We start from the raw sequence: 18,803 nt of genomic DNA on the forward strand, positions 1-18,803 counted from the left end.
ATGGTTAAGGTCCGGAGAGAAATCCCAAGAGGACTCTTGAATTTTTGGTTTCCGTTCCGTGGCTTAGCCCGACGCTTCCACTAGCTTGATCCCAAACTGTTCCTGTGAGCCCTGCAGTCGGGCAGGGACACGCCAACCGTCGTTCACTCAACCTACTGCCCGAATCACCACCAGCACAACCCTGTTGGATTCTACAACTGCACAGCGATTCGGATCCGTGCTTACCTCCGCGTCGATTTTTAACGACGGAGAAATTCATGCAGGTTCTCGCGATCTCAAAGCCCCGGAATGTCGAAGAAGCCCGACTTCTCCAAAGCCATTATCAGCTGCGCGCCCGCGTCTTTTCCGGTCGGTTGGGTTGGGAAGTCAACGCTGCAGGAGGCTATGAGTCGGATGCTTTCGACGATCTTCAACCAACCTACATTTTAGCCATCGCCAAGTTGGGCCGGTTGGCCGGATGTGCCCGCCTTCTTCCAGCACTCGGCCCCACGATGGTGACGAACGTCTTCCCCTCGCTCCTTTCTGCAGGTCACCTTAATGCTCATTCCTCCATGGTCGAGAGCTCGCGCTTTTGCGTGGACACCTCCCTCGCTGAGGGTAGGGGAGCTGGTTCCGTTCATGAGGCGACGCTCACCATGTTTGCGGGGATTATCGAATGGTCTCTGGCAAACCGTTTCACCGAAATAGTCACGGTGACTGATATTCGGTTTGAACGGATCCTCGCCCGTGTCGGTTGGCCGCTTCAGCGCCTTGGCGAGCCGAGACGGATCGGGACGACCATGGCCGTGGCCGGCACTCTGACGGCTAATGCGGGCACTTTTCGGAAGCTCCGCCCCGTCGACTACCGCTCTCAGATCATCGGCCGACTTGGCCAAGCAGCATGAGGAGAAGTCCGTGACACAGCTTCGCTCCCATGCTCGTCTCGTCCGCAAGCTTCAGAACGCCCTCGGCGACCAGCTTTGCGTCGCATTGGATGATGGCAACGTCGTCGAGATCATGCTGAACCCCGATGGAAAGCTGTTCATCGAACGGCTTGGGCATGGCGTTGCGCCGGCCGGAGAGATGTCGTCAGCTGCGGCGGAAATGGTGATCGGCACCGTTGCGCATGCGCTTCAGTCGACGGTCGACACGGAACAGCCGATCATCTCCGGAGAACTGCCGATCGGCGGCCACCGATTTGAAGGTCTCTTGCCGCCGGTGGTCGCCAAGCCCGCGTTCACGATTCGCTGTCGTGCTTCGCGTCTTATCCCGCTGGACGACTACGTGTGCTCCGGCATGATGACGGAGAATCAGGCTGCGACCATCCGCAGCGCGATGGCTTCACGCCTGAACATTGTCATTTCCGGTGGAACTGGCTCTGGCAAGACGACCCTCGCAAACGCAGTGATCGGCGAGATCGTGAAGAGCGCGCCGGAAGACCGGCTCGTCGTTCTGGAGGACACCGCCGAGATCCAGTGCGCAGCCGACAACGCAGTTCTTCTTCATACCAGCGATACCGTCGACATGGCGCGGCTCCTCAAAAGCGCGATGCGCCTGCGTCCCGACAGGATCGTCGTGGGCGAGGTCCGCGACGGAGCCGCGCTCACGTTGCTCAAGGCATGGAACACCGGCCATCCGGGTGGCGTGGCAACTATTCACTCCAATACCGCCATGTCGGCACTGCGCAGGCTCGAGCAACTCACCGCGGAGGCCAGTCAGCAGCCCATGCACGAGGTGATTGGCGAAGCGGTCGATCTCGTCATCTCGATTGAAAGAACGCCGAGCGGACGGCGCGTTCGCGATGTCATCCAGGTCGAGCGGTACGTCAACGGCCAATACGAAATCGAAACCGACCAGCTCACCGAAGAACAGGAGGCGCGCCATGTCGCGTAAGAATGCATTAGTCGCCATTGCGCTGCTTGCAGCTCCCTTGGTTTTTGCCTCTGTCGCACCGGCCCTCGCGAGTTCCGGCGGCGGCCTTCCCTGGGAAGGGCCGCTTCAGCAAATCCAGGAGTCGATCACCGGTCCCGTCGCTGGTGCGATCGCGCTGGCAGCGGTTGCCATCGCGGGCGGCATGCTGGTCTTCGGGGGTGAGCTCAACGATTTCGCGCGGAGGCTCATGTATATCGTTCTCGTCACCGGCATCCTGCTTGGCGCCACCAACATCGTCGGCCTGTTCGGTGCGACCGGCGCCTCGATCGGACTGGCAGACGAGTCGATTACTCCAAGCGGGCAGAGCGGAGAAGGGGAGGGGACTCATGGCTGAGTCCTTGTCCGGCCTTCAGCGCAATCGCATCCACCGTGCACTCTCGCGTCCGAATCTGTTGATGGGTGCCGACCGGGAACTGGTCCTGCTCACGGGTATCGCCGCGGTCATCCTGATCTTCGTCGTGTTGACCCTTTACTCGGCTCTTTTCGGCGCCGCCGTTTGGATCGTCATTGTCGGGTTGCTGCGAATGATGGCCAAGTCCGACCCGCTGATGCGAAACGTCTATATCCGGCACATCTCCTACAGATCCTATTATCGGGCGACGACCTCGCCCTGGCGCCGCCACTGAGGAGCGGATCATGGTTGCTCTCAAGCTTTTCCGCGCGACAGGTCCGTCGTTCGCCGATCTCGTGCCCTATGCCGGCCTGGTCGACAACGGCGTCCTTCTGTTGAAAGACGGAAGCCTGATGGCTGGTTGGTATTTTGCCGGGCCAGATTCCGAAAGCGCCACCGACCTCGAGCGCAACGAACTTTCGCGGCAGATCAACGCAATCCTGTCGCGGCTCGGAAGCGGATGGATGATCCAGGTAGAGGCCGTGCGTATTCCGACGATCGACTATCCCCCGGAAGACCACTGCCATTTCCCTGATGCTGTCACGCGGGCGATCGACGCGGAGCGGCGGGCGCATTTCACGCGTGAGCGGGGACATTTCGAGAGCAAGCATGCACTGGTCCTCACCTACCGACCGTTGGAGTCCAAAAGGACGGCTCTCAGCAAATACATCTATTCCGATGAGGAGAGCCGCAAGAAGACCTATGCCGACACGGTGCTTTTCATCTTCAAGAACGCCGTCCGTGAGATCGAGCAATATTTCGCGAGCACGCTTTCGATCCGGCGTATGCAGACGCGCGAGGTTGCCGAGAGGGGAGGGGAGCGCGTTGCCCGCTACGACGAATTGCTCCAATTCGTCCGCTTCTGCATTACCGGCGAGAACCACCCGATCCGACTTCCCGATGCTCCTATGTATCTCGACTGGATCGCGACCGCTGAACTCGAGCATGGCCTGACCCCGAAACTCGAAAACCGGTTTCTCGGCGTTGTGGCGATCGACGGGCTGCCGGCGGAGAGCTGGCCGGGGATCCTCAACAGTCTCGACCTGATGCCGCTCACCTATCGGTGGTCGTCGCGCTTCGTCTTCCTTGACGCGGAAGAGGCGCGTCAAAAGTTGGAGCGGACCCGTAAGAAGTGGCAACAGAAAGTTCGTCCGTTCTTCGACCAGCTATTCCAGACGCAAAGCCGGTCGGTCGATCAGGACGCCATGATGATGGTGGCAGAGACCGAGGATGCGATCGCGCACGCGTCCTCGCAAGTTGTTGCCTACGGCCACTACACGCCCGTCATCATTCTCTTCGACGGTGATCGGGAAGCCTTGCAGGAAAAAGCCGAGGCGATCCGACGGCTGATCCAAGCCGAAGGATTTGGTGCGCGCATCGAATCGCTCAACGCCACTGACGCCTACCTCGGCAGCTTGCCGGGCAACTGGTATTGCAACGTGCGTGATCCAATGATCAATACCAGCAATCTCGCCGACTTAGTCCCGCTCAATTCGGTCTGGTCGGGAAACCCGATCGCACCTTGCCCCTTCTATCCTCTGAATTCTCCGCCGCTGATGCAGGTCGCGAGCGGCTCGACGCCGTTCCGGCTGAATCTGCACGTCGATGACGTCGGCCACACGCTGATCTTCGGACCAACCGGCTCGGGCAAGTCGACACTTGTCGCACTGATCGCGGCACAGTTCAGACGCTATGACCGTGCCCAGATCTTCGCCTTCGACAAAGGCAGCTCGCTCCTGCCGCTGACGCTGGCTGCCGGGGGCGACCATTACGAGATCGGCGGCGACAATGCGGAGGAGGGGAAGGCATTGGCCTTTTGCCCCCTGTCTAACCTTGAAAGTGACGGCGATCGGGCCTGGGCCGCGGAATGGATCGAGATGCTGGTCGCGCTGCAGGGTGTCACCATCACGCCCGATCATCGCAACGCCATCTCGCGGGAAGTCGGTTTGATGGCGAGAGCACCTGGTCGATCGTTGTCGGATTTCGTGAGCGGCGTTCAGATGCGCGAGATCAAGGACGCGCTGCATCACTATACAGTTGACGGGCCGATGGGTCAGCTTCTCGACGCAGAGGAGGACGGGTTGGCGCTCGGCGCCTTCCAGACCTTCGAGATCGAGCACCTCATGAACATGGGCGAGCGCAATCTCGTGCCCGTGCTTACCTATCTGTTCCGATGGATTGAAAAGCGCCTCGATGGCTCGCCCAGTCTGATCGTGCTGGACGAGGCCTGGCTGATGCTCGGGCACCCGGTGTTCAGAAGTAAGATCCGCGAGTGGCTGAAGGTGCTCCGCAAGGCGAACTGCGCGGTCGTGCTGGCTACCCAGTCTATCTCGGATGCCGAGCGCTCCGGGATCATCGACGTGCTGAAGGAATCCTGCCCGACGAAGATCTGCCTACCGAACGGCGCCGCACGCGAGCCCGGGACGCGCGAGTTCTACGAACGGATCGGATTCAACGAGCGGCAGATCGAGATCGTTTCGAACGCGATTCCCAAGCGCCAATACTATGTCGTCACACCCGAAGGCCGGCGGCTCTTCGATATGGCGCTCGGTCCCGTGGCGCTCAGCTTCGTCGGCGCATCCGGCAAGGAAGACTTAAAGCGCATTCGCGCGCTCAGTTCCGAACACGGCCCCAATTGGCCAATCCTATGGCTTCAAATGAGAGGAGTTCACGATGCCGCATCGCTGCTCGACGTCGAATGAATTGCTTGCCGGTCTGGCAGCCGTCGCCCTGACGATCGTCGCAGTAACACCGGCAAATGCCGGCACTGCTACAGGTGCGGCGACCGAGTGGACACAGGTGCTCAACAATGGTGAGCTCGTAGCGCTGGTCGGGAAATCTGGCGAGCAGATCCAGAACCAGCTCACCCAGATCAGCCAGCTCGCGCAACAGATCGAGACGCAGCTGAACATCTATCAGAACCTGCTCCAGAACACCGCGACGCTCCCATCGCACATGTGGGGGCAGGTCGAGAGCGATCTCAATCAGCTCCGCAGCATCGTCGATCAGGGCCAGAGCATCGCTTTTTCCATGGGCAACGCTGACGATGTGCTGCAGCAGCGATTCCAGAGCTATGCCACCTTCAAGGCCAACCTGCCGAGCAATGGGACATTCTCCTCGATCTATCAAACCTGGTCGGACACCAACCGCGATACGATTGCCAGCACGCTGAACGCAGCAAGCCTCACGGCCGATCAGTTCGACAACGAGGAAACCACAATGTCCTCTTTACGGTCGATGTCAGAGACAGCCGACGGGCAGATGAAGGCATTGCAGGTCGGCCATCAGATCGCCGCGCAGCAAGTCGCGCAAATGCAGAAGCTCCGCGGCCTCGTCTCACAGCAGATGACGATGATGGGTACCTGGCTTCAGACCGAGCAGACCGACAAGGACCTCGCTCAGGCACGGCGGGAGAAGTTCTTCGGAGCGACCGCGCCATCCACTTCCGGCGGTGAAAAAATGAAGGTGCAATGGTGAGAGCGAAACTGATCCTCATCGCAATGGCGGCGACGATCGGCAGTGCCGGCGTCTGGTTCATCATCTCCGAGAAGCAAGCAGCACAAGAGCGCCGTGCGACGTTCTTCGGCTCGTCGAGAGAGTACCCCACGTTGGGCGGCCAGATGAAAGTCGAATGGTGAATCTATGAACGCGAACCAACTCCGAGCTCTTGCCGTCGCCATACTGTTTGCCGGTTTCGCCGCCTTGGCCGCGCAGCCCGCATTGGCCCAGGAGGGCTCGGTACTGACGTCCCTTCAAAACCAGATCACGACTGCTGCGAAAGGGTGGGAAACCACCGTCATGGACGCCGCGAAGTCATTGTTCTGGATTCTTGCTACCATCGAGATCGGCATCGCAGCGGTCTGGCTTGCCCTTCAGGCTGCGGCCCTCGACAGCTGGTTTGCCGAGCTCGTCCGGCGCATCATGTTCGTCGGCTTCTTCGCTTTCGTGCTGGCGCAGGGGCCGACCTTCGCCAAGGCCGTGGTCGACAGTCTCTTCCAGATTGGCGCCGGAGGCGGCACCGCCTCGCCGGCGGACGTCTTCAACGCCGGGCTCGCTGTTGCAACCAAGATGTCCGAAAAAATTCAGTTCGGCCTTTTTGAGGATAATGCACTCGCTATCTCGGCCGCTTTCGCGATGGTGGTCGTGGTCATCTCGTTCTCTCTTGTCGCGGCAATCTTCGTCTCCGTCATGGTTGAGATGTATCTCGGCCTGCTTGCCGGAATGATCATGCTTGGCCTTGGAGGGTCGTCGTTCACCAAAGACTTCGCCGTCCGCTATCTGGTTTACGCCTTCTCAGTGGGCATGAAGCTCATGGCATTGGTCATGATTTCCCGCATTGGATCGGAAGTCCTCATCGGATTGGCGAATGAGCCCCAAGTCGGCGACCGGTTCCAGACCGCACTTGCCATTGCCGGGATCGCCGTGGTCGTCTTCCTCATTGCGATCTACGTGCCGAATATCATTCAGGGCGTTGTCCAAGGTGCATCAGTGACCGGGGGCATGGAAACGATCCGTCACGGCGGGCAAGCAGCATCCTTTTCCGCAGGCGCAGGGTTCCTCGCGGCAGGCGTGGCAGGAGCCGGTTTTGCGGCAGGTCAGGCCGCCAGAGCGGCTGGCTCATCGTTTCCTGGTGCAGCTCTTCGAGGAATCGGCGCCGGGTTTGGATCGGCAGGCAAAGCTGCCGGTTCCGCGGCAAAAGAGAAGGCGATCGGCTCGCCCGGCGCTTATGCAGGTTCCATTCTAGGACTTGCCAACGCCAAGCTCGATGAAAGTCGCGGTGGTTACAGCGGGCACAAGCCTCGCCCCGAACGCAAAGACTAACAGCAATGAGAAAGTGATGGATCGATGGCAGCGAATCGCGTCCCCGAAAACCCCTATCTCGCCGCGCGGCAGGAATGGACGGAACGTTACGGATCCTATGTGCGAGCCGCCGCGGCATGGCGTTTCGTCGGCATTCTGGGCCTGACCATGGCCGTGATCGGCTTCGGATATGCCATGTATCTCAGTACCCAGGTGAAGCTCGTGCCCTACATCGTCGAGGTGGACAAACTCGGAACGTCGGTGACAGCCGGCTTCCCTGAACAGATCGAATATGCGGATGTGCGCGTGGTACGTGCGACTCTCGGCAATTTCGTAACCAGCTTCCGTTCGATCACGCCCGATGCCGTCGTCCAGAAACAATATATCGACCGCACATATGCTCTTCTTCGAACGTCCGAGCCATCGACGGAGAAGATCAACGCGTGGTTTCGGGGCAATTCGCCTTTCGAGAAGGCCAAGACCGCAACGGTCGCCATCGAGGTAAACAACATCGTGGCGCTCTCGAACCAGACCTATCAGATCGACTGGACTGAGTACGAGCGGGATCGAAAGGGCAAGGAAACTGGCACACGCCGGTTTCGTGGGATCGTAACGGTCGCGCTGACCGCGCCGCAGGACGAGGCAACCATCCGCCTCAATCCGATCGGTCTCTACGTCCGGGATTTCGACTGGACGGCACAACTTTAAGGACAGGGGATTCGGCAATGCACAGAAATGGATTGATCGCAGCGGCCGGATGCATGGCCGGACTCGTCTTTGCGGCGGGCGCTCACGCACAAAGCATGACCACAAACGAGGTGCGGGGCACCAAACTGTCAAGCAAATGGCGTGGAACGCCAGGCCTCGTCACCACGGGGCCGGATGGAAAGGTCATTTTCCTATACGGGGAAACGCAGCCGTCCGTCGTCTGCTCTCCGCTGCAGGTCTGTGATATCGAGCTGCAGGGCGGAGAAATCGTCCGCGACGTACTGGTTGGCGACACCGTTCGTTGGAAGGTCGAACCGGCGACATCAGGCGCGACCGGTGGACAAGCGGTCCATCTGATTGTCAAGCCCTCGGAACCTGGTCTCGTCACTTCCATGGTGGTTACGACATCGCGTCGCACATACCACATTCAGCTCAAATCCCACCCGAGCCAATACATGGCACGCGTAGGGTTCGAATATCCCGAGGATGTTTCAACAAAGCTCGCCGACATCAATGCGCGCCTCGAAACAGGAGGTATTCCCGGAACCGCGCCGGATAAGCTCAACTTCTCCTACTCCGTGAGTGGAAACGCGCCGTGGAGACCGAAGCGGGTCTATTCGGACGGGGTGAAAACCTACATTCAGTTTCCGAGGTCCATTTCTGGCCAGGATGCCCCCGTGCTGTTCGTCGTCTCCGGCGGGCAGGATCGCATCGTCAACTATCGCATGAAGAACGACATGATGATCGTCGACTATGCCGTCGACAAGGCGATCCTCGTTTCCGGTGTTGGCTGGCGCCAGCAGAAGATTACCATCCGGCGGGGAGGTTGAACGATGCGGATACTTTTCCTTTTACTTCTCGTTACTGTTCTTCTTTCCGGTTGCCAAAGCGACGACGTGGGCTTGACCGCCAAGGCTACCCCTATGCCGGCGACCGGGCCCGCTGCGAGCGCCATCGCCGGTGACATGGCAAGCCGGCTTGCCGAGCAAATCGGCCCCGCCGGCACGACAACCATCAAGATGAGCAAGGACACGTCAGAGTTCGCGATGGCGCTCGAGGCGGCCCTGAAGGGCTGGGGCTACACGGTCATTACCGACGGGAAAGTCGGACGAGACGTCAAGCCGATCGAACTCGCCTACTCGATCGATGGCGTCGAGGGTCAGGTGCTCGCAAGACTTTCGACGCCGTCAATTGCTCTTGGCAGGGCCTATACGGCGACGTCCGATGGCGCCATACCAGCAAGCCCGCTTTCGATCATGCAACGGAGCTGACGGGAGGAGACACATGGTGCAGTCGCTGCAACTCGGCGCGTCAAGCCAGGCAGACGATCAGAAGGGCATGCGTCGCCTCAATCGCGTGCCGATCATTGTCGCCATCATCGTCATCGTTTTCTTCGTCGGTATCATCGTGATCGGCCTCTCATGGCGGGGTCTCGTCTTCAATCGAAGCAATGATATCGAAAGCGCGTCGGACCCGCCCGCGACCAGTTTCGGCGACCAACTCAAACGCGGTGTAACGGACGGCATTATCGGCGAGCCGGTCGAACGCGAGACCTTCCAGCCGACGCCTGTCACCGAGCAGAAGGTCGGGAAACAGGAGCCGGTTGTCGATCGCCGGCCGGCGGCGCGCGAAGAACGACGCCCCGGGTTGGAGTCCGAAGAGGAATGGAAGGCCCGACTGAAGCGCGAGCAGCACGAGCAGTATATTCGCGAGGCTCAGCGCCAGCGGATGGCGCGCCTACTGGCGCGCGCCACGGCACTCGAATCGCCCTTGAAGGTCGATATCTCCGACGTCGAGAAGGCGGCAAATGCTGCGGACGCCAGTCAGCAGAATACACCGGCGACAGCAAACAGCGCCTCGGACCTCTATGCCGCTGCGATGAATTCCGGGCTCATGGGGCAGAATGTCGATCAAAACGGCCAGATGTCCAAGGAGGATTTCTTCAATCAGGATATCAAGGATCTCGGTTATCTTCCGAACAAGATCGTGCCTCAAATGTCGCCCTATGAGCTAAAGCGCGGCTCGGTCATTCCAGCCACGTTGATCACCGGCCTCAACTCCGACCTGCCCGGGCGCATTTCTGCGCAGGTCAGCCAGAACGTCTACGACAGCGCGACCGGCTATCGGGTCCTCATCCCGCAAGGCGCCAAGCTGTTCGGCCGATATGACTCGAAGATTTCATTCGGACAGGATCGGGTGCTGGTCGTCTGGACAGATCTCATTTTTCCAAACGGATCGACTCTGCAAATCGGCGGCATGGCGGGTACGGACGCCGAAGGCTATGGCGGCTTTGCTGACAAGGTCGACCGGCATCTCTGGCGGACTTTCGGATCGGCCGCGTTGACCGCGCTGATCGGGACAGGGATCGACATGTCGATGCCTCAGAGTTCGACGCGTAGCACGCAGGAGACAGCGTCAGACGCCGCGAGGCGGAATTTCGCGGATGGTTTCGGCCAAGTGGTAGAACAGACAATCTCGAAAAATCTGAATGTGCAGCCGACCATCCGTATTCGGCCGGGCTACAAGTTCAATGTCCTCGTCGACCAGGACATCATATTTCCGTCCGGCTATCGTGCAAATTAGCGGCGCACTGCCAGAGATCTGGGTCCTCCCATCTGCCGCTGGTTGACGCGGGTGAGCATTGCAGGGGACCAGTGTTTGACTCGATCGCGCACGATCTCCGGTCCGCTTGAGTTGCGGCTTCCCTCGACAGATCGCGCGCGAAGCGCCATTCGGAAACATACCGTCATCGGATATGCTTGTGGACCGTCGTTCGAGAGAGCCTGAGCAAACGTGCAGTTTCAGACGCATTGTTTCCGGTCTGCCGATAAGTGGTGCGGATTTCGGAGCATCGCCGCCTGCTGAGGGTATTGTCCAGACAGCTCATGCAGCAATCGATTACAGCATCCTCATCCGATTCATCGAATGAATCCTCATCGAGATAGTCCGTCTGCCGTCGAATGAGCGCCCGCTGGAGAGCCGCGTTCAGTTCGCGGATGTTACCGGGCCAGGCGCGCCGCGCGAGGCGAGCAATAGCCGCGTCCGTGATTGCCGTCTGAGGCGCAAGCCTCTTCATCAAGTGCTGCACGACGAGCGGGAAATCGGATCGTTCGCTTAGGACGGGCAGCTTTATCGTGATGGCGTTGAGCCGGTAGAGCAGATCGGCACGGAACGCCCGGTCCTTCACCATGTCATGCAGGTTCCGATTTGTGGCCGAAACGATCTGAACGTCGACCTTGTGGACCTTTTGTCCGCCCACGGCGCGCACTTCCATCGAGTCGAGAAAGCGCAGTAGTGCTGTCTGGGAGGCAAGCGGAATGTCTGCAACCTCATCAAGAAACAGGGTGCCGCCATCGGCGGCGCGCGCGAGCCCCGGCGCACCGTCGTCACGAGCATTCGTGTAGGCGCCGCGCTCGTGACCGAAAATCTCCGCGATAAACAGGGGCTCCGGCACGGCGCCGCAATTGAGGGCGACGAATTCACCCTTTCGCCGGCTCACCTTATGCAGATGGCGGGCCATCAACTCCTTGCCAGTCCCGGTCTCCCCGAAAATATGGACCGGCATGCGAAGCGCTGCCGCTTCGGTCAATTCGGCCATGGCGCGCTTGAGCAACCGATCCTCGCAAACAAAGTCCGGCTCTTCGGGGTGGCTGATGAGGGTCGGAAGGGAAGGGGCCGCCCGTGTCTTGGAGCGCATCGCCATGCCCTCACCGATTTGGCGGCAGACCATGAACACGCCGCTGCCGGCCCGGTCGCGAACGCGGATGATCCCGCCGCCCAGCAGCCCATCCATAGCCGCGCCGAAGCCGGCCTCGAACAGACGGTCGAAATGCACGCCGTGCGCTGCCGGCAGCCCGGCAAGAAGCGCCATGCCCGGTCGGTTCACCAACACTACGGTGCCGTCGCCCGAGACGGCGAGAAGGCCTGCGGACAGGGTATCGAGATATTCCGCGCGCGGATGGAAGGCGAAGATGAAATTGCCGGGTTTCTCGCGAAAGATGAGCCCATTCTCGATCTGCGCGGCCGCCATACGCACGAGCGCGTGCGTATGCTGCTGACGTGCTTCGTTCGAGCAGGAGGCATCCAGCAGGCCAAGGACCTCGCCGTTGGTATCCAGGATCGGGGCGGCCATGCAGCTCAGGTGCCCATGGCAGTTGAAGTAGTGCTCGCGTCCATAGACGGCGACCGGCTGACGTTCCCGCGCGACGAGGCCGAGCGCGTTGGTCCCGCGCTCGCTTTCCCCCCACATGCTGCCGGGAATGATGGAACGTCCGACAGAGCTCTCGGCAAAATGCGCGTCACTGATCGTGTCGAGCACGACACCGTCGGCGTCCGCAAGCGCGATCATGAAATTCGAACCTGCGATCTGCGTGTGGAGGAGCTGCATTTCTGCAAGCGCCAAGGATCTCAGCACCGCATTCGCATCCCGTCTGTGGCGCACGTCGCCGAAGGGAATGACGACGTCGCGTGGAATACCCGAGGGATCGAGGCCGAGGTCTCGACACCGTTGCCAGCTTTCGGCAACGAGCGGTGTCACTGCGGCGGCTGGGATCCGGCCACCCTGTTCGAGAGCGGCGCGTGCCCGCTCGAGTCCGGAAACATGCTGCATGGCTTTCCTCCTCTCGTAACCGCGCTAAGGCTGCCGGCGAGTGCCCTGCGCTCTTAACCAGAAACTGAACAGGCGACGCGGGCGCTGTTCAGTGGGTGGACGCGTTGCGCGATGCGAAGGCCACGCAAATCCTTGAATCCCCGCGTCAAAGGCGAATGGCACGACGCTTGCTCATTCCCCCTTGCAGCCGGAGGGCTTTGCCCGGCAAGGAGGAGACAGTGATGAAGGCTCAAGTGCTCAACCGATACGACGACGACCTGAAAACGGACCAGTGGGTCTCGCTCGAGGAGGTCGCCGATCCCAAAATCAACAAATCGACGGACGTCATCGTGCGCATAGGTGGCGCAGGCGTCTGCCGCACGGACCTGCACATAATCGAGGGCGTCTGGCGACCGCACATGGACCCGGGCGGCGACCAGCTCCTTCCGCTCATCATGGGACATGAGAATGCCGGATGGGTCGAAGAGGTCGGCAAGGAAGTCGAGGGCATCAAGGTCGGTGATCCGGTCATCGTCCATCCGAAGATTTCCGGAGGAACCTGCCTTGCCTGCCGACGCGGATTTGACATGCACGGCCCGGGAAAATTTCCGGGTCTCGATTGCAATGGCGGCTACGCCGAATATCTCTGCACCTCGGAGCGCAACATCGTGCCGCTTCCGCGGACGCTGGCGCCGAAGGATGTCGCGCCGTATTCCGACGCCGGGCTGACCGCCTATCGCGCGGTGAAGAAGGCAACGCGCCATCTTCTGCCGGGAGAAAGCTGCGTCGTGATCGGCGCCGGTGGCCTCGGCCATATCGGCATCCAGTGCCTGAAGGCAATGTGTGCCGCCGATGTCATCGTCGTCGACAAATCGGATGACTCCCTGGCGCTCGCCGGCAAGATCGGGGCCGACAAACTCGTCAAGGCTGATGGGAACGAGGTCGAGGCCGTGCTCGCAATGACCGGTGGGCAGGGTGCCGAAGCCGTCATCGATTTTGTCGGCGAGAGAGGCACGACGACCAAAGGGCTCGCCATGACGCGGCCGATGGGCAGCTACTACGTCGTGGGCTACGGCGAGGACATTCGCGTCCCGACCGTCGACATGGTCATCACCGAGAAGAACATCATTGGCAACCTGGTCGGCACGTGGGCCGAACTGGTTGAGTTGATGGCGCTCGCCGATCGGGGCCTCGTCGAATTGACAACGGTCGAATACCGTCTCGCCGACGCAAATCGGGCGCTCCAGGATCTGAACAACGGTCGCATCCATGGGCGGGCCGTTCTCATCCCTTGAGCCGCACTGTGCAGGCGGAAGAGCGCTCGGCCTTCCGCCTGCACCTTTGACGTCCGGGCGGCGGTCGCTTTTTGGACCAAAGGTCGGTCGGCCGCTGTTGAATCCCGAAGGAAATAGCATGTGCAAAACCCTTACTGCGAGGGGCCCGCAGCCTTTCCGGAAAATCAGCCGGCCGCTGAGGATTGCGGGTCATTCGACGAGCATCTGTCTGGAGGCCGCCTTCTGGCAGGTGCTCGATGCGATGGCGGTCGCCGAGGGCGTGACAACGCCGAAGCTCATTTCTGTCCTGCACGAGGAAGCCGCCCACATGTACGAGGACCTGCCGAATTTTGCCTCAGTGCTTAGAACCCTCTGTCTTCTGCATGAGAGCGGACGGTGAAGTGCGGCAAGCGGCGCCGGTTGGCTTCGCGCCGGCGCGCTCGACGTCAGACGAAGGCCAGCCTTGCTTAGGATGTCTTGTTCGCGGCTGTCCGGCCCTCCGCGATCCAGCGTGCCGCCAGCACCAGCGCGCCCATGCTGAACTCCTTGCCGTGCTTTGCGATCATTTCTTCCGAAAGGCTGGCGAGGCGTGCAAAAAACTCGTCCTTGCTCTTGTCCTCAGGGGTCAGTTCGGTCTGCATGGTTTCCTCCTCATGATTTGAAGATTTGCGGCGGGAAGGTGACAATTGCCGCAGTCCCGTCCGCCGTACCGATGGCGAGATGGCTTCCGTTGGCCGACCACTCGAGCGCGGTGACCGCTTCTCCGGCGTGGCGAACCACCAATTCGTCCGCGCCGCCAATGCGGGCGACGACGATCTGGCCACTGGCATAGCTGGCGGCGACCAGATTTCTCGTGGGATGGGCGGCCACGCGGTCGACGGCGACGAGCCCCGATCGGCCGGCAATCAGCGCGCCCGACCTGCTGTCGGCCAGCGGGGGCGCTTCCATCGTCCAGGCCGCGATGCGGAATGCTCCTGAGGCGATCAACGCATTGGACGGCCCGCTCCAGCAGCTCGACTCCACGGGCACGGGAAAATCATGCAGGACCGCCGTCCGTTTCGTGGCGACTTCGACGAGTCCAATGCCCTGCCGCCCGAGAGGACAGGCCAGCCAGCGGCCGTCGCCGCTCCATCTTATCGCGATCGGTCGAGCGGGAAGGTGGATGCTCTGCGGATCCGTCGCCTCCGAGGTTTCCCAAAGGAGCAGCCCGTTTGCCGTGCCGGCCGCAACGTGAAGTCCGTCCGGCGACAGCGCAATCGCGGCGATCCCGCAATTCTCCGGTTCCAGCCGAACGGGTGGGCTGCGGTGGTGCGAAAGAAAAAGGTCCACGCCGTCGCTCATGGCGGTAATTCCGTTTGCCGCCCGGTGGTCAAGCGCCATGACGGGGCCGCCCACCCGTATTCCGGCGCTTTCGATCTCGCCGCTGGCGTCAACAAACAGGAGTTCGCCCGCGCCGCTCGCGACGATGAAACGATCCGCCGGCCCCGCGGCAAGAGGAAGTGTGCGATCGTCAAGGGTCGCCGTCTCGATCAACGGCGGCGGTGGCGCCTTGCGGGGCCGGATCGTCGCCCGGCCGAAATCGGCGCTGACGCGAATGCGCTTCTCGGGCGCTTCCGCGTCGGCAAGCGGGGCGATCGCCAAACTGCCGTCAGCGCCGGCGAAGGCGACCGCCGTGCCGGCGGCGTTGAAACGCAAGTCCATAACGGTTGCTCGTCGTTGCCAGCTTCGCGCGAACAGATCGAACATTGTGAGATTGCGGGCACTCTCCTGGTTCATTTCGCTCCTCCCTCAGCCGCCTGCGGTCTGCTCCAGCAGGCGGTCGATTTCTGCCGTGGCCTCCTCGGCGTTGGCGATGTGCTCTTCGCAGGTCCTCAGTCGCGCTCTCATCGCCGACGCCCTCTCTTGCTCGTCATGCAAGTTCTGCACCAGTTGTGGCTCCGCGCCCTTGGCGTCGGCTTCGAGCTCGAGGCGCAGCAGCTCCATTTCGGTCCCTGCCAGCGCCTGTGTCAGCTTCAGCTGTTCGGCGTTGAGACCCGCAAGCTCGGCCACGAGCGCCAGGCGCCGATGCAGCAAATTGGAAGATGATGGCTCTTGCTTGCTCACCCGAACCTCCTATCGTTAGTGCCGTGCCCCGACAGTTGAGGCAAAAGGTGGACCAGATGTTCGAAACGGCAGGAAAGACATTCTTCGCGGCATTGAGAGATGCCGTTGCGAGGCGCCTGGGTCCGGACCATGCCTGTTTTCAGGTGATGGCGCGAGCGGCGGACGTCGGAGATGCCGATGCGACGGCGGCGGCGCAGGATGCGCTCAATGCGCTCGGCGGCGAGGTGGCGGCGGTCCTGATGGCCGATGTGCACAAGGCGCTTCGCGAGCATCCCGCTGGCGTTCTCGGGGCTTGGCAGCCCTTCGGCAATAGACACTGAGGTCTCGGTCATGACTTTGCGCCCGGCGCTGTCCCAGGCTTTTCCCAGGTAGAAAGCTTTTCCGGCAGGTCGGAAAGCTGGCTTTGGAACTGCCTTTCCGCGATCTCGATATGGCTCCTGAGCTGATCCCAAAGATCCACGCGCAGGAGGTTCGCCTTGTCACCGAGCAATCGCTCGATTTCCTCCAGGCGGAACTGGTGGGACAGAGACACACCCGCGAAGACAAAGTCCCGCAGAAGCGTGGCATGGGTTTCGATGAATGACCCGATCATCGGGTGTGTTTCCGGCGTCAGGCCGCGGGCGGCCATCTCCGATTCCATGAACGCCTGGAAATAGCGCTGCAGCAGATATTGGCTCTCGCCGAGGAAGCGTATCTGGAAGACCAGGTCGCGAGGCATCAGCCGCACCAGGTCACCGGTTACGTTGCTATTGTAGCCGGTCACCGGCCCAAAGCCCTGCCGGTCTTTGCCCTCTTTCGACATCACAGATCCTCCCATTCGGCAATTTCAATCCGCAAAGAATTATGGGAGAGAAATTTAAGTTTTCAACTTTGATTCATTGTGAGTTACAAAGTATTCTGTCCAAAGTATCAGGGGTTGTGTAACGCTTTACATATGTAAATTACATTTGTAACGCGGTTATTTACACATCATCGGGAACTTCTGCCGAAGATCTCCTAGGTTCTATGTTGTCACGCGGATTTTTCGACTTGGCACGACCCTTGCTTCATCCTTTCGTATAAGAAGCCCACCGCCCCGACGCGGTGCCACAAGAACGAAGGAGTGGGGAAAGGGAGTTCAGACGCCAGCCGTCGCGTGGCCAGCGCCCGCGCTTTGGCGACATCCCACCCACGAGCACCTTTGCCGCGAACCACTACGGCGGAACGGTTGCGCTGAGGAGGCGTGCCGCTGTGTCCGCTTGAACTCAAACCGCGGCGATGTGCCGCTTCCGCCCAGGCCAAGGGGTCTGCGGCGCAAATCGTGGAGGCTTTGCATCATGACGTCGTTGACGCTCAACAAGATAACCTCGCAGCGCGGAATATCCGTCGGTGAGGCGACGAAGAAGATATCCGATCTCGGCTGGAATCCGACCTATGTCCAGGAAGCGATGACCTTCCCGACGGATTACAAGATCACCAAGGCGCCTCGCGATCCGATGAAGCAGGTGCTCAGATCCTATTTCCCGATGCAGGAGGAAAAGGATAACCGCGTCTATGGCGCGCTCGACGCAGCGTTGCGTGGCGACATGTTCCGCAATGTCGAGCCGCGCTGGGTGGAGTGGATGAAGCTCTTCCTGGCGATCATTCCCTTCCCGGAAATTTCCGCCGCGCGCTCCATGGCGATGGTGGCCCGTCTTGCCCCCGGTGAGGATCTCAGAACCGGCTTCACCATGCAGATGGTCGACGAGTTTCGCCATTCCACCATCCAGATGAATCTGAAGAAGTGGTACATGGAGAACTATATTGATCCCGCAGGCTTCGACATCACCGAGGAAGCCTTCGGCAAGTGCTACGCGACGACGATCGGCCGGCAGTTCGGCGAGGGCTTCATCACCGGCGACACGATGACGGCCGCCTGTATGTATCTCACCGTCGTCGCCGAGACCGCATTCACCAACACGCTCTTCGTCGCGATGCCGTCGGAAGCGGCCCGCAACGGTGACTACGCCTTGCCGACCGTGTTCCTCTCCGTGCAATCCGACGAGAGCCGGCACATCGGCAACGGTCACTCGCTGCTGATGGCGGCACTGAAGGAACCGGACAACCATCTGCTCCTCGAGCGCGACATGCGCTACGCCTTCTGGCAGAACCACGCGATCGTCGACGCCGCCATCGGCACCTTCATCGAATACGGTACCACCAACCGCGACAAGTCGAAGGAATCCTATGCGGAGATGTGGCATCGCTGGATCTTCGAGGACTACTACCGCACCTACATGCTGCCGCTCGAGAAATACGGCATCAAGATCCACCACGACGACGTCCAGACTGCGTGGAAACGCATCACCGAGAAGTTCTACGTCCACAAGATCGCGCAGTTCTTCGCAGTCGGCTGGCCGGTCAATTTCTGGCGCATCGAAGCCCAGCGCGAGCAGGACTTCGAGTGGTTCGAGCATAAGTACCCGGGCTGGTATGCCCAGTTCGGCGACTTCTGGAAGTGGTACGACAAGCTCAGCCATCGCGGCGAGAAGGTCATCACCTTCAACGAGGATGTCGGCTACGTCTATCCGCATCGCTGCTGGTCGAGCCTGGTGCCATGCGTCGTGCGCGAGGACATCGTCACCGACGTGATCGACGGGCAACTCCACACCTTCGCACACGAGATCGATCGCTGGACGGCGGTGGAGGCCTTCTCCGACGAGTACCAGGGGCGTCCGACCCCGGCCATGGGCCGCTTCAGCGGCAAGCGCGAGTGGGAGACCCTCTATCACGGTTGGGATCTCGCCGATGCGATCAAGGATCTCAATTTCGTCCGCTCCGACGGCAAGACGCTCGTTCCGCAACCGCATCTGCGGTTCGACGACAAGGAGATGTGGACCCTCGACGACGTTCGTGGCCACACGCTGCAGTCGCCTTTGACCCTGCTGCGCGAAATGACCCCGGACGCCCGCGAGAAGCATCTCGCCGAATACCGTGCCGGCTTCCAGGTGCGGCCCTTCAATTGATTGGCAGGCGGGCCGGCTTCGGCCGGCCCGCACAAAGGCTGGTG

Annotated in this window: 21 protein-coding genes; 16 read left to right on the forward strand and 5 right to left on the reverse strand. The window is 60.8% G+C overall.

The features are described from left to right. Positions 1-257 precede the first annotated feature (257 nt). Genes traI through trbI form a run of 12 tightly spaced genes read left to right on the forward strand, consistent with a single transcriptional unit; the run spans position 258 to position 10,393 of the window. Positions 258-884 (forward strand): acyl-homoserine-lactone synthase, encoded by a 627-nt coding sequence (gene traI, locus SINAR_RS0131255; RefSeq protein WP_028002684.1) that lies wholly within the window; start codon positions 258-260, stop codon positions 882-884. 10 nt (positions 885-894) lie between these two features. Continuing rightward, the gene (trbB, locus tag SINAR_RS0131260; RefSeq protein WP_028002685.1) at positions 895-1,872 is read left to right on the forward strand and encodes a P-type conjugative transfer ATPase TrbB; all 978 of its coding nucleotides are present in this window, start codon (positions 895-897) and stop codon (positions 1,870-1,872) included. Beyond that, positions 1,862-2,245 (forward strand): TrbC/VirB2 family protein, encoded by a 384-nt coding sequence (locus SINAR_RS0131265; RefSeq protein WP_028002686.1) that lies wholly within the window; start codon positions 1,862-1,864, stop codon positions 2,243-2,245. Before trbB ends, SINAR_RS0131265 begins: the two co-directional genes overlap by 11 nt. Next, entirely contained in the window at positions 2,238-2,537 is a 300-nt protein-coding gene (locus tag SINAR_RS0131270) for a conjugal transfer protein TrbD (RefSeq protein WP_028002687.1), read from the forward strand. The genes SINAR_RS0131265 and SINAR_RS0131270 overlap by 8 nt, the downstream gene beginning before the upstream one ends. Before the next feature lie 10 nt (positions 2,538-2,547). Next, positions 2,548-5,004, forward strand: coding sequence for a conjugal transfer protein TrbE (locus SINAR_RS0131275; RefSeq protein WP_028002688.1), 2,457 nt, complete (start codon positions 2,548-2,550; stop codon positions 5,002-5,004). Then, entirely contained in the window at positions 4,976-5,779 is an 804-nt protein-coding gene (gene trbJ / locus SINAR_RS0131280) for a P-type conjugative transfer protein TrbJ (protein ID WP_028002689.1), read from the forward strand. Before SINAR_RS0131275 ends, trbJ begins: the two co-directional genes overlap by 29 nt. Beyond that, positions 5,773-5,940, forward strand: coding sequence for a DUF2749 domain-containing protein (locus SINAR_RS0131285; protein WP_028002690.1), 168 nt, complete (start codon positions 5,773-5,775; stop codon positions 5,938-5,940). The genes trbJ and SINAR_RS0131285 overlap by 7 nt, the downstream gene beginning before the upstream one ends. Before the next feature lie 4 nt (positions 5,941-5,944). Then, positions 5,945-7,123, forward strand: a complete 1,179-nt coding sequence (gene trbL, locus SINAR_RS0131290) for a P-type conjugative transfer protein TrbL (protein ID WP_028002691.1) — start codon at positions 5,945-5,947, stop codon at positions 7,121-7,123. A gap of 24 nt (positions 7,124-7,147) precedes the next feature. Further along, on the forward strand, positions 7,148-7,810 hold the full coding sequence (locus SINAR_RS0131295) for a conjugal transfer protein TrbF (protein ID WP_028002692.1): 663 nt from the start codon (positions 7,148-7,150) through the stop codon (positions 7,808-7,810). Between the two features lie 17 nt (positions 7,811-7,827). After that, positions 7,828-8,640 (forward strand): P-type conjugative transfer protein TrbG, encoded by an 813-nt coding sequence (gene trbG / locus SINAR_RS0131300; protein WP_028002693.1) that lies wholly within the window; start codon positions 7,828-7,830, stop codon positions 8,638-8,640. Positions 8,641-8,643: 3 nt separating this feature from the next. Further along, positions 8,644-9,081 (forward strand): conjugal transfer protein TrbH, encoded by a 438-nt coding sequence (gene trbH / locus SINAR_RS0131305; RefSeq protein ID WP_028002694.1) that lies wholly within the window; start codon positions 8,644-8,646, stop codon positions 9,079-9,081. A gap of 13 nt (positions 9,082-9,094) precedes the next feature. Continuing rightward, positions 9,095-10,393, forward strand: coding sequence for an IncP-type conjugal transfer protein TrbI (gene trbI, locus SINAR_RS0131310; RefSeq protein WP_028002695.1), 1,299 nt, complete (start codon positions 9,095-9,097; stop codon positions 10,391-10,393). A 163-nt stretch (positions 10,394-10,556) separates the two neighbouring features. On the opposite strand, the gene SINAR_RS01000000134380 is transcribed toward trbI, so the two are convergent. Continuing rightward, entirely contained in the window at positions 10,557-12,419 is a 1,863-nt protein-coding gene (locus SINAR_RS01000000134380) for a sigma-54-dependent Fis family transcriptional regulator (protein WP_050577633.1), read from the reverse strand. Between the two features lie 221 nt (positions 12,420-12,640). Here SINAR_RS01000000134380 and SINAR_RS0131320 point away from each other — a divergent pair, with 221 nt between their 5' ends. Next, positions 12,641-13,693 carry an NAD(P)-dependent alcohol dehydrogenase gene (locus SINAR_RS0131320; protein WP_028002696.1) on the forward strand — a complete coding sequence of 351 codons (1,053 nt, stop codon included), beginning with the start codon at positions 12,641-12,643 and terminating at the stop codon, positions 13,691-13,693. Between the two features lie 118 nt (positions 13,694-13,811). Next, positions 13,812-14,072, forward strand: a complete 261-nt coding sequence (locus SINAR_RS0131325; RefSeq protein WP_028002697.1) for a ribbon-helix-helix domain-containing protein — start codon at positions 13,812-13,814, stop codon at positions 14,070-14,072. 67 nt (positions 14,073-14,139) lie between these two features. Here the strand turns inward: SINAR_RS0131325 and SINAR_RS1000000137465 are convergent, their stop codons facing one another. From SINAR_RS1000000137465 to SINAR_RS0131340, 3 genes are read right to left on the reverse strand one after another with little or no spacing between them, the layout of a single operon-like run. After that, entirely contained in the window at positions 14,140-14,313 is a 174-nt protein-coding gene (locus SINAR_RS1000000137465) for a hypothetical protein (protein ID WP_167333622.1), read from the reverse strand. Between the two features lie 10 nt (positions 14,314-14,323). Further along, positions 14,324-15,448 (reverse strand): WD40 repeat domain-containing protein, encoded by a 1,125-nt coding sequence (locus SINAR_RS0131335; RefSeq protein WP_028002698.1) that lies wholly within the window; start codon positions 15,446-15,448, stop codon positions 14,324-14,326. Positions 15,449-15,460: 12 nt separating this feature from the next. Continuing rightward, on the reverse strand, positions 15,461-15,775 hold the full coding sequence (locus SINAR_RS0131340; protein ID WP_150852068.1) for a hypothetical protein: 315 nt from the start codon (positions 15,773-15,775) through the stop codon (positions 15,461-15,463). A 56-nt stretch (positions 15,776-15,831) separates the two neighbouring features. On the opposite strand from SINAR_RS0131340, the gene SINAR_RS0131345 reads away from it, so the two are divergent. Then, positions 15,832-16,095: a hypothetical protein gene (locus SINAR_RS0131345; protein WP_028002700.1), complete on the forward strand. Its 264-nt coding sequence runs from the start codon at positions 15,832-15,834 to the stop codon at positions 16,093-16,095. 8 nt (positions 16,096-16,103) lie between these two features. On the opposite strand, the gene SINAR_RS0131350 is transcribed toward SINAR_RS0131345, so the two are convergent. Next, positions 16,104-16,577, reverse strand: a complete 474-nt coding sequence (locus tag SINAR_RS0131350; protein ID WP_028002701.1) for a hypothetical protein — start codon at positions 16,575-16,577, stop codon at positions 16,104-16,106. 511 nt (positions 16,578-17,088) lie between these two features. Between SINAR_RS0131350 and SINAR_RS0131355 the strand changes: the two genes are divergently transcribed. Beyond that, complete coding sequence (locus SINAR_RS0131355) at positions 17,089-18,759, forward strand: aromatic/alkene/methane monooxygenase hydroxylase/oxygenase subunit alpha (protein ID WP_209439326.1); 1,671 nt, start codon at positions 17,089-17,091, stop codon at positions 18,757-18,759. Positions 18,760-18,803: the final 44 nt, after the last annotated feature.

The sequence above is a fragment of the Sinorhizobium arboris LMG 14919 genome (assembly GCF_000427465.1).
Taxonomy (GTDB): domain Bacteria; phylum Pseudomonadota; class Alphaproteobacteria; order Rhizobiales; family Rhizobiaceae; genus Sinorhizobium; species Sinorhizobium arboris.

Coding starts and splice junctions, on each gene's coding strand:
- SINAR_RS0131320 (WP_028002696.1), top strand. CDS start 12,641: ATGAAGGCTCAAGTGCTCAACCGATACGACGACGACCTGAAAACGGAC.
- SINAR_RS0131285 (WP_028002690.1), top strand. CDS start 5,773: ATGGTGAGAGCGAAACTGATCCTCATCGCAATGGCGGCGACGATCGGC.
- trbI (WP_028002695.1), top strand. CDS start 9,095: ATGGTGCAGTCGCTGCAACTCGGCGCGTCAAGCCAGGCAGACGATCAG.
- SINAR_RS0131345 (WP_028002700.1), top strand. CDS start 15,832: ATGTTCGAAACGGCAGGAAAGACATTCTTCGCGGCATTGAGAGATGCC.
- SINAR_RS01000000134380 (WP_050577633.1), bottom strand. CDS start 12,419: ATGCAGCATGTTTCCGGACTCGAGCGGGCACGCGCCGCTCTCGAACAG.
- trbH (WP_028002694.1), top strand. CDS start 8,644: ATGCGGATACTTTTCCTTTTACTTCTCGTTACTGTTCTTCTTTCCGGT.
- SINAR_RS0131350 (WP_028002701.1), bottom strand. CDS start 16,577: ATGTCGAAAGAGGGCAAAGACCGGCAGGGCTTTGGGCCGGTGACCGGC.
- trbG (WP_028002693.1), top strand. CDS start 7,828: ATGCACAGAAATGGATTGATCGCAGCGGCCGGATGCATGGCCGGACTC.
- SINAR_RS0131335 (WP_028002698.1), bottom strand. CDS start 15,448: ATGAACCAGGAGAGTGCCCGCAATCTCACAATGTTCGATCTGTTCGCG.
- SINAR_RS0131275 (WP_028002688.1), top strand. CDS start 2,548: ATGGTTGCTCTCAAGCTTTTCCGCGCGACAGGTCCGTCGTTCGCCGAT.
- SINAR_RS1000000137465 (WP_167333622.1), bottom strand. CDS start 14,313: ATGCAGACCGAACTGACCCCTGAGGACAAGAGCAAGGACGAGTTTTTT.
- SINAR_RS0131295 (WP_028002692.1), top strand. CDS start 7,148: ATGGCAGCGAATCGCGTCCCCGAAAACCCCTATCTCGCCGCGCGGCAG.
- SINAR_RS0131325 (WP_028002697.1), top strand. CDS start 13,812: ATGTGCAAAACCCTTACTGCGAGGGGCCCGCAGCCTTTCCGGAAAATC.
- trbJ (WP_028002689.1), top strand. CDS start 4,976: ATGCCGCATCGCTGCTCGACGTCGAATGAATTGCTTGCCGGTCTGGCA.
- trbL (WP_028002691.1), top strand. CDS start 5,945: ATGAACGCGAACCAACTCCGAGCTCTTGCCGTCGCCATACTGTTTGCC.
- SINAR_RS0131270 (WP_028002687.1), top strand. CDS start 2,238: ATGGCTGAGTCCTTGTCCGGCCTTCAGCGCAATCGCATCCACCGTGCA.
- traI (WP_028002684.1), top strand. CDS start 258: ATGCAGGTTCTCGCGATCTCAAAGCCCCGGAATGTCGAAGAAGCCCGA.
- SINAR_RS0131265 (WP_028002686.1), top strand. CDS start 1,862: ATGTCGCGTAAGAATGCATTAGTCGCCATTGCGCTGCTTGCAGCTCCC.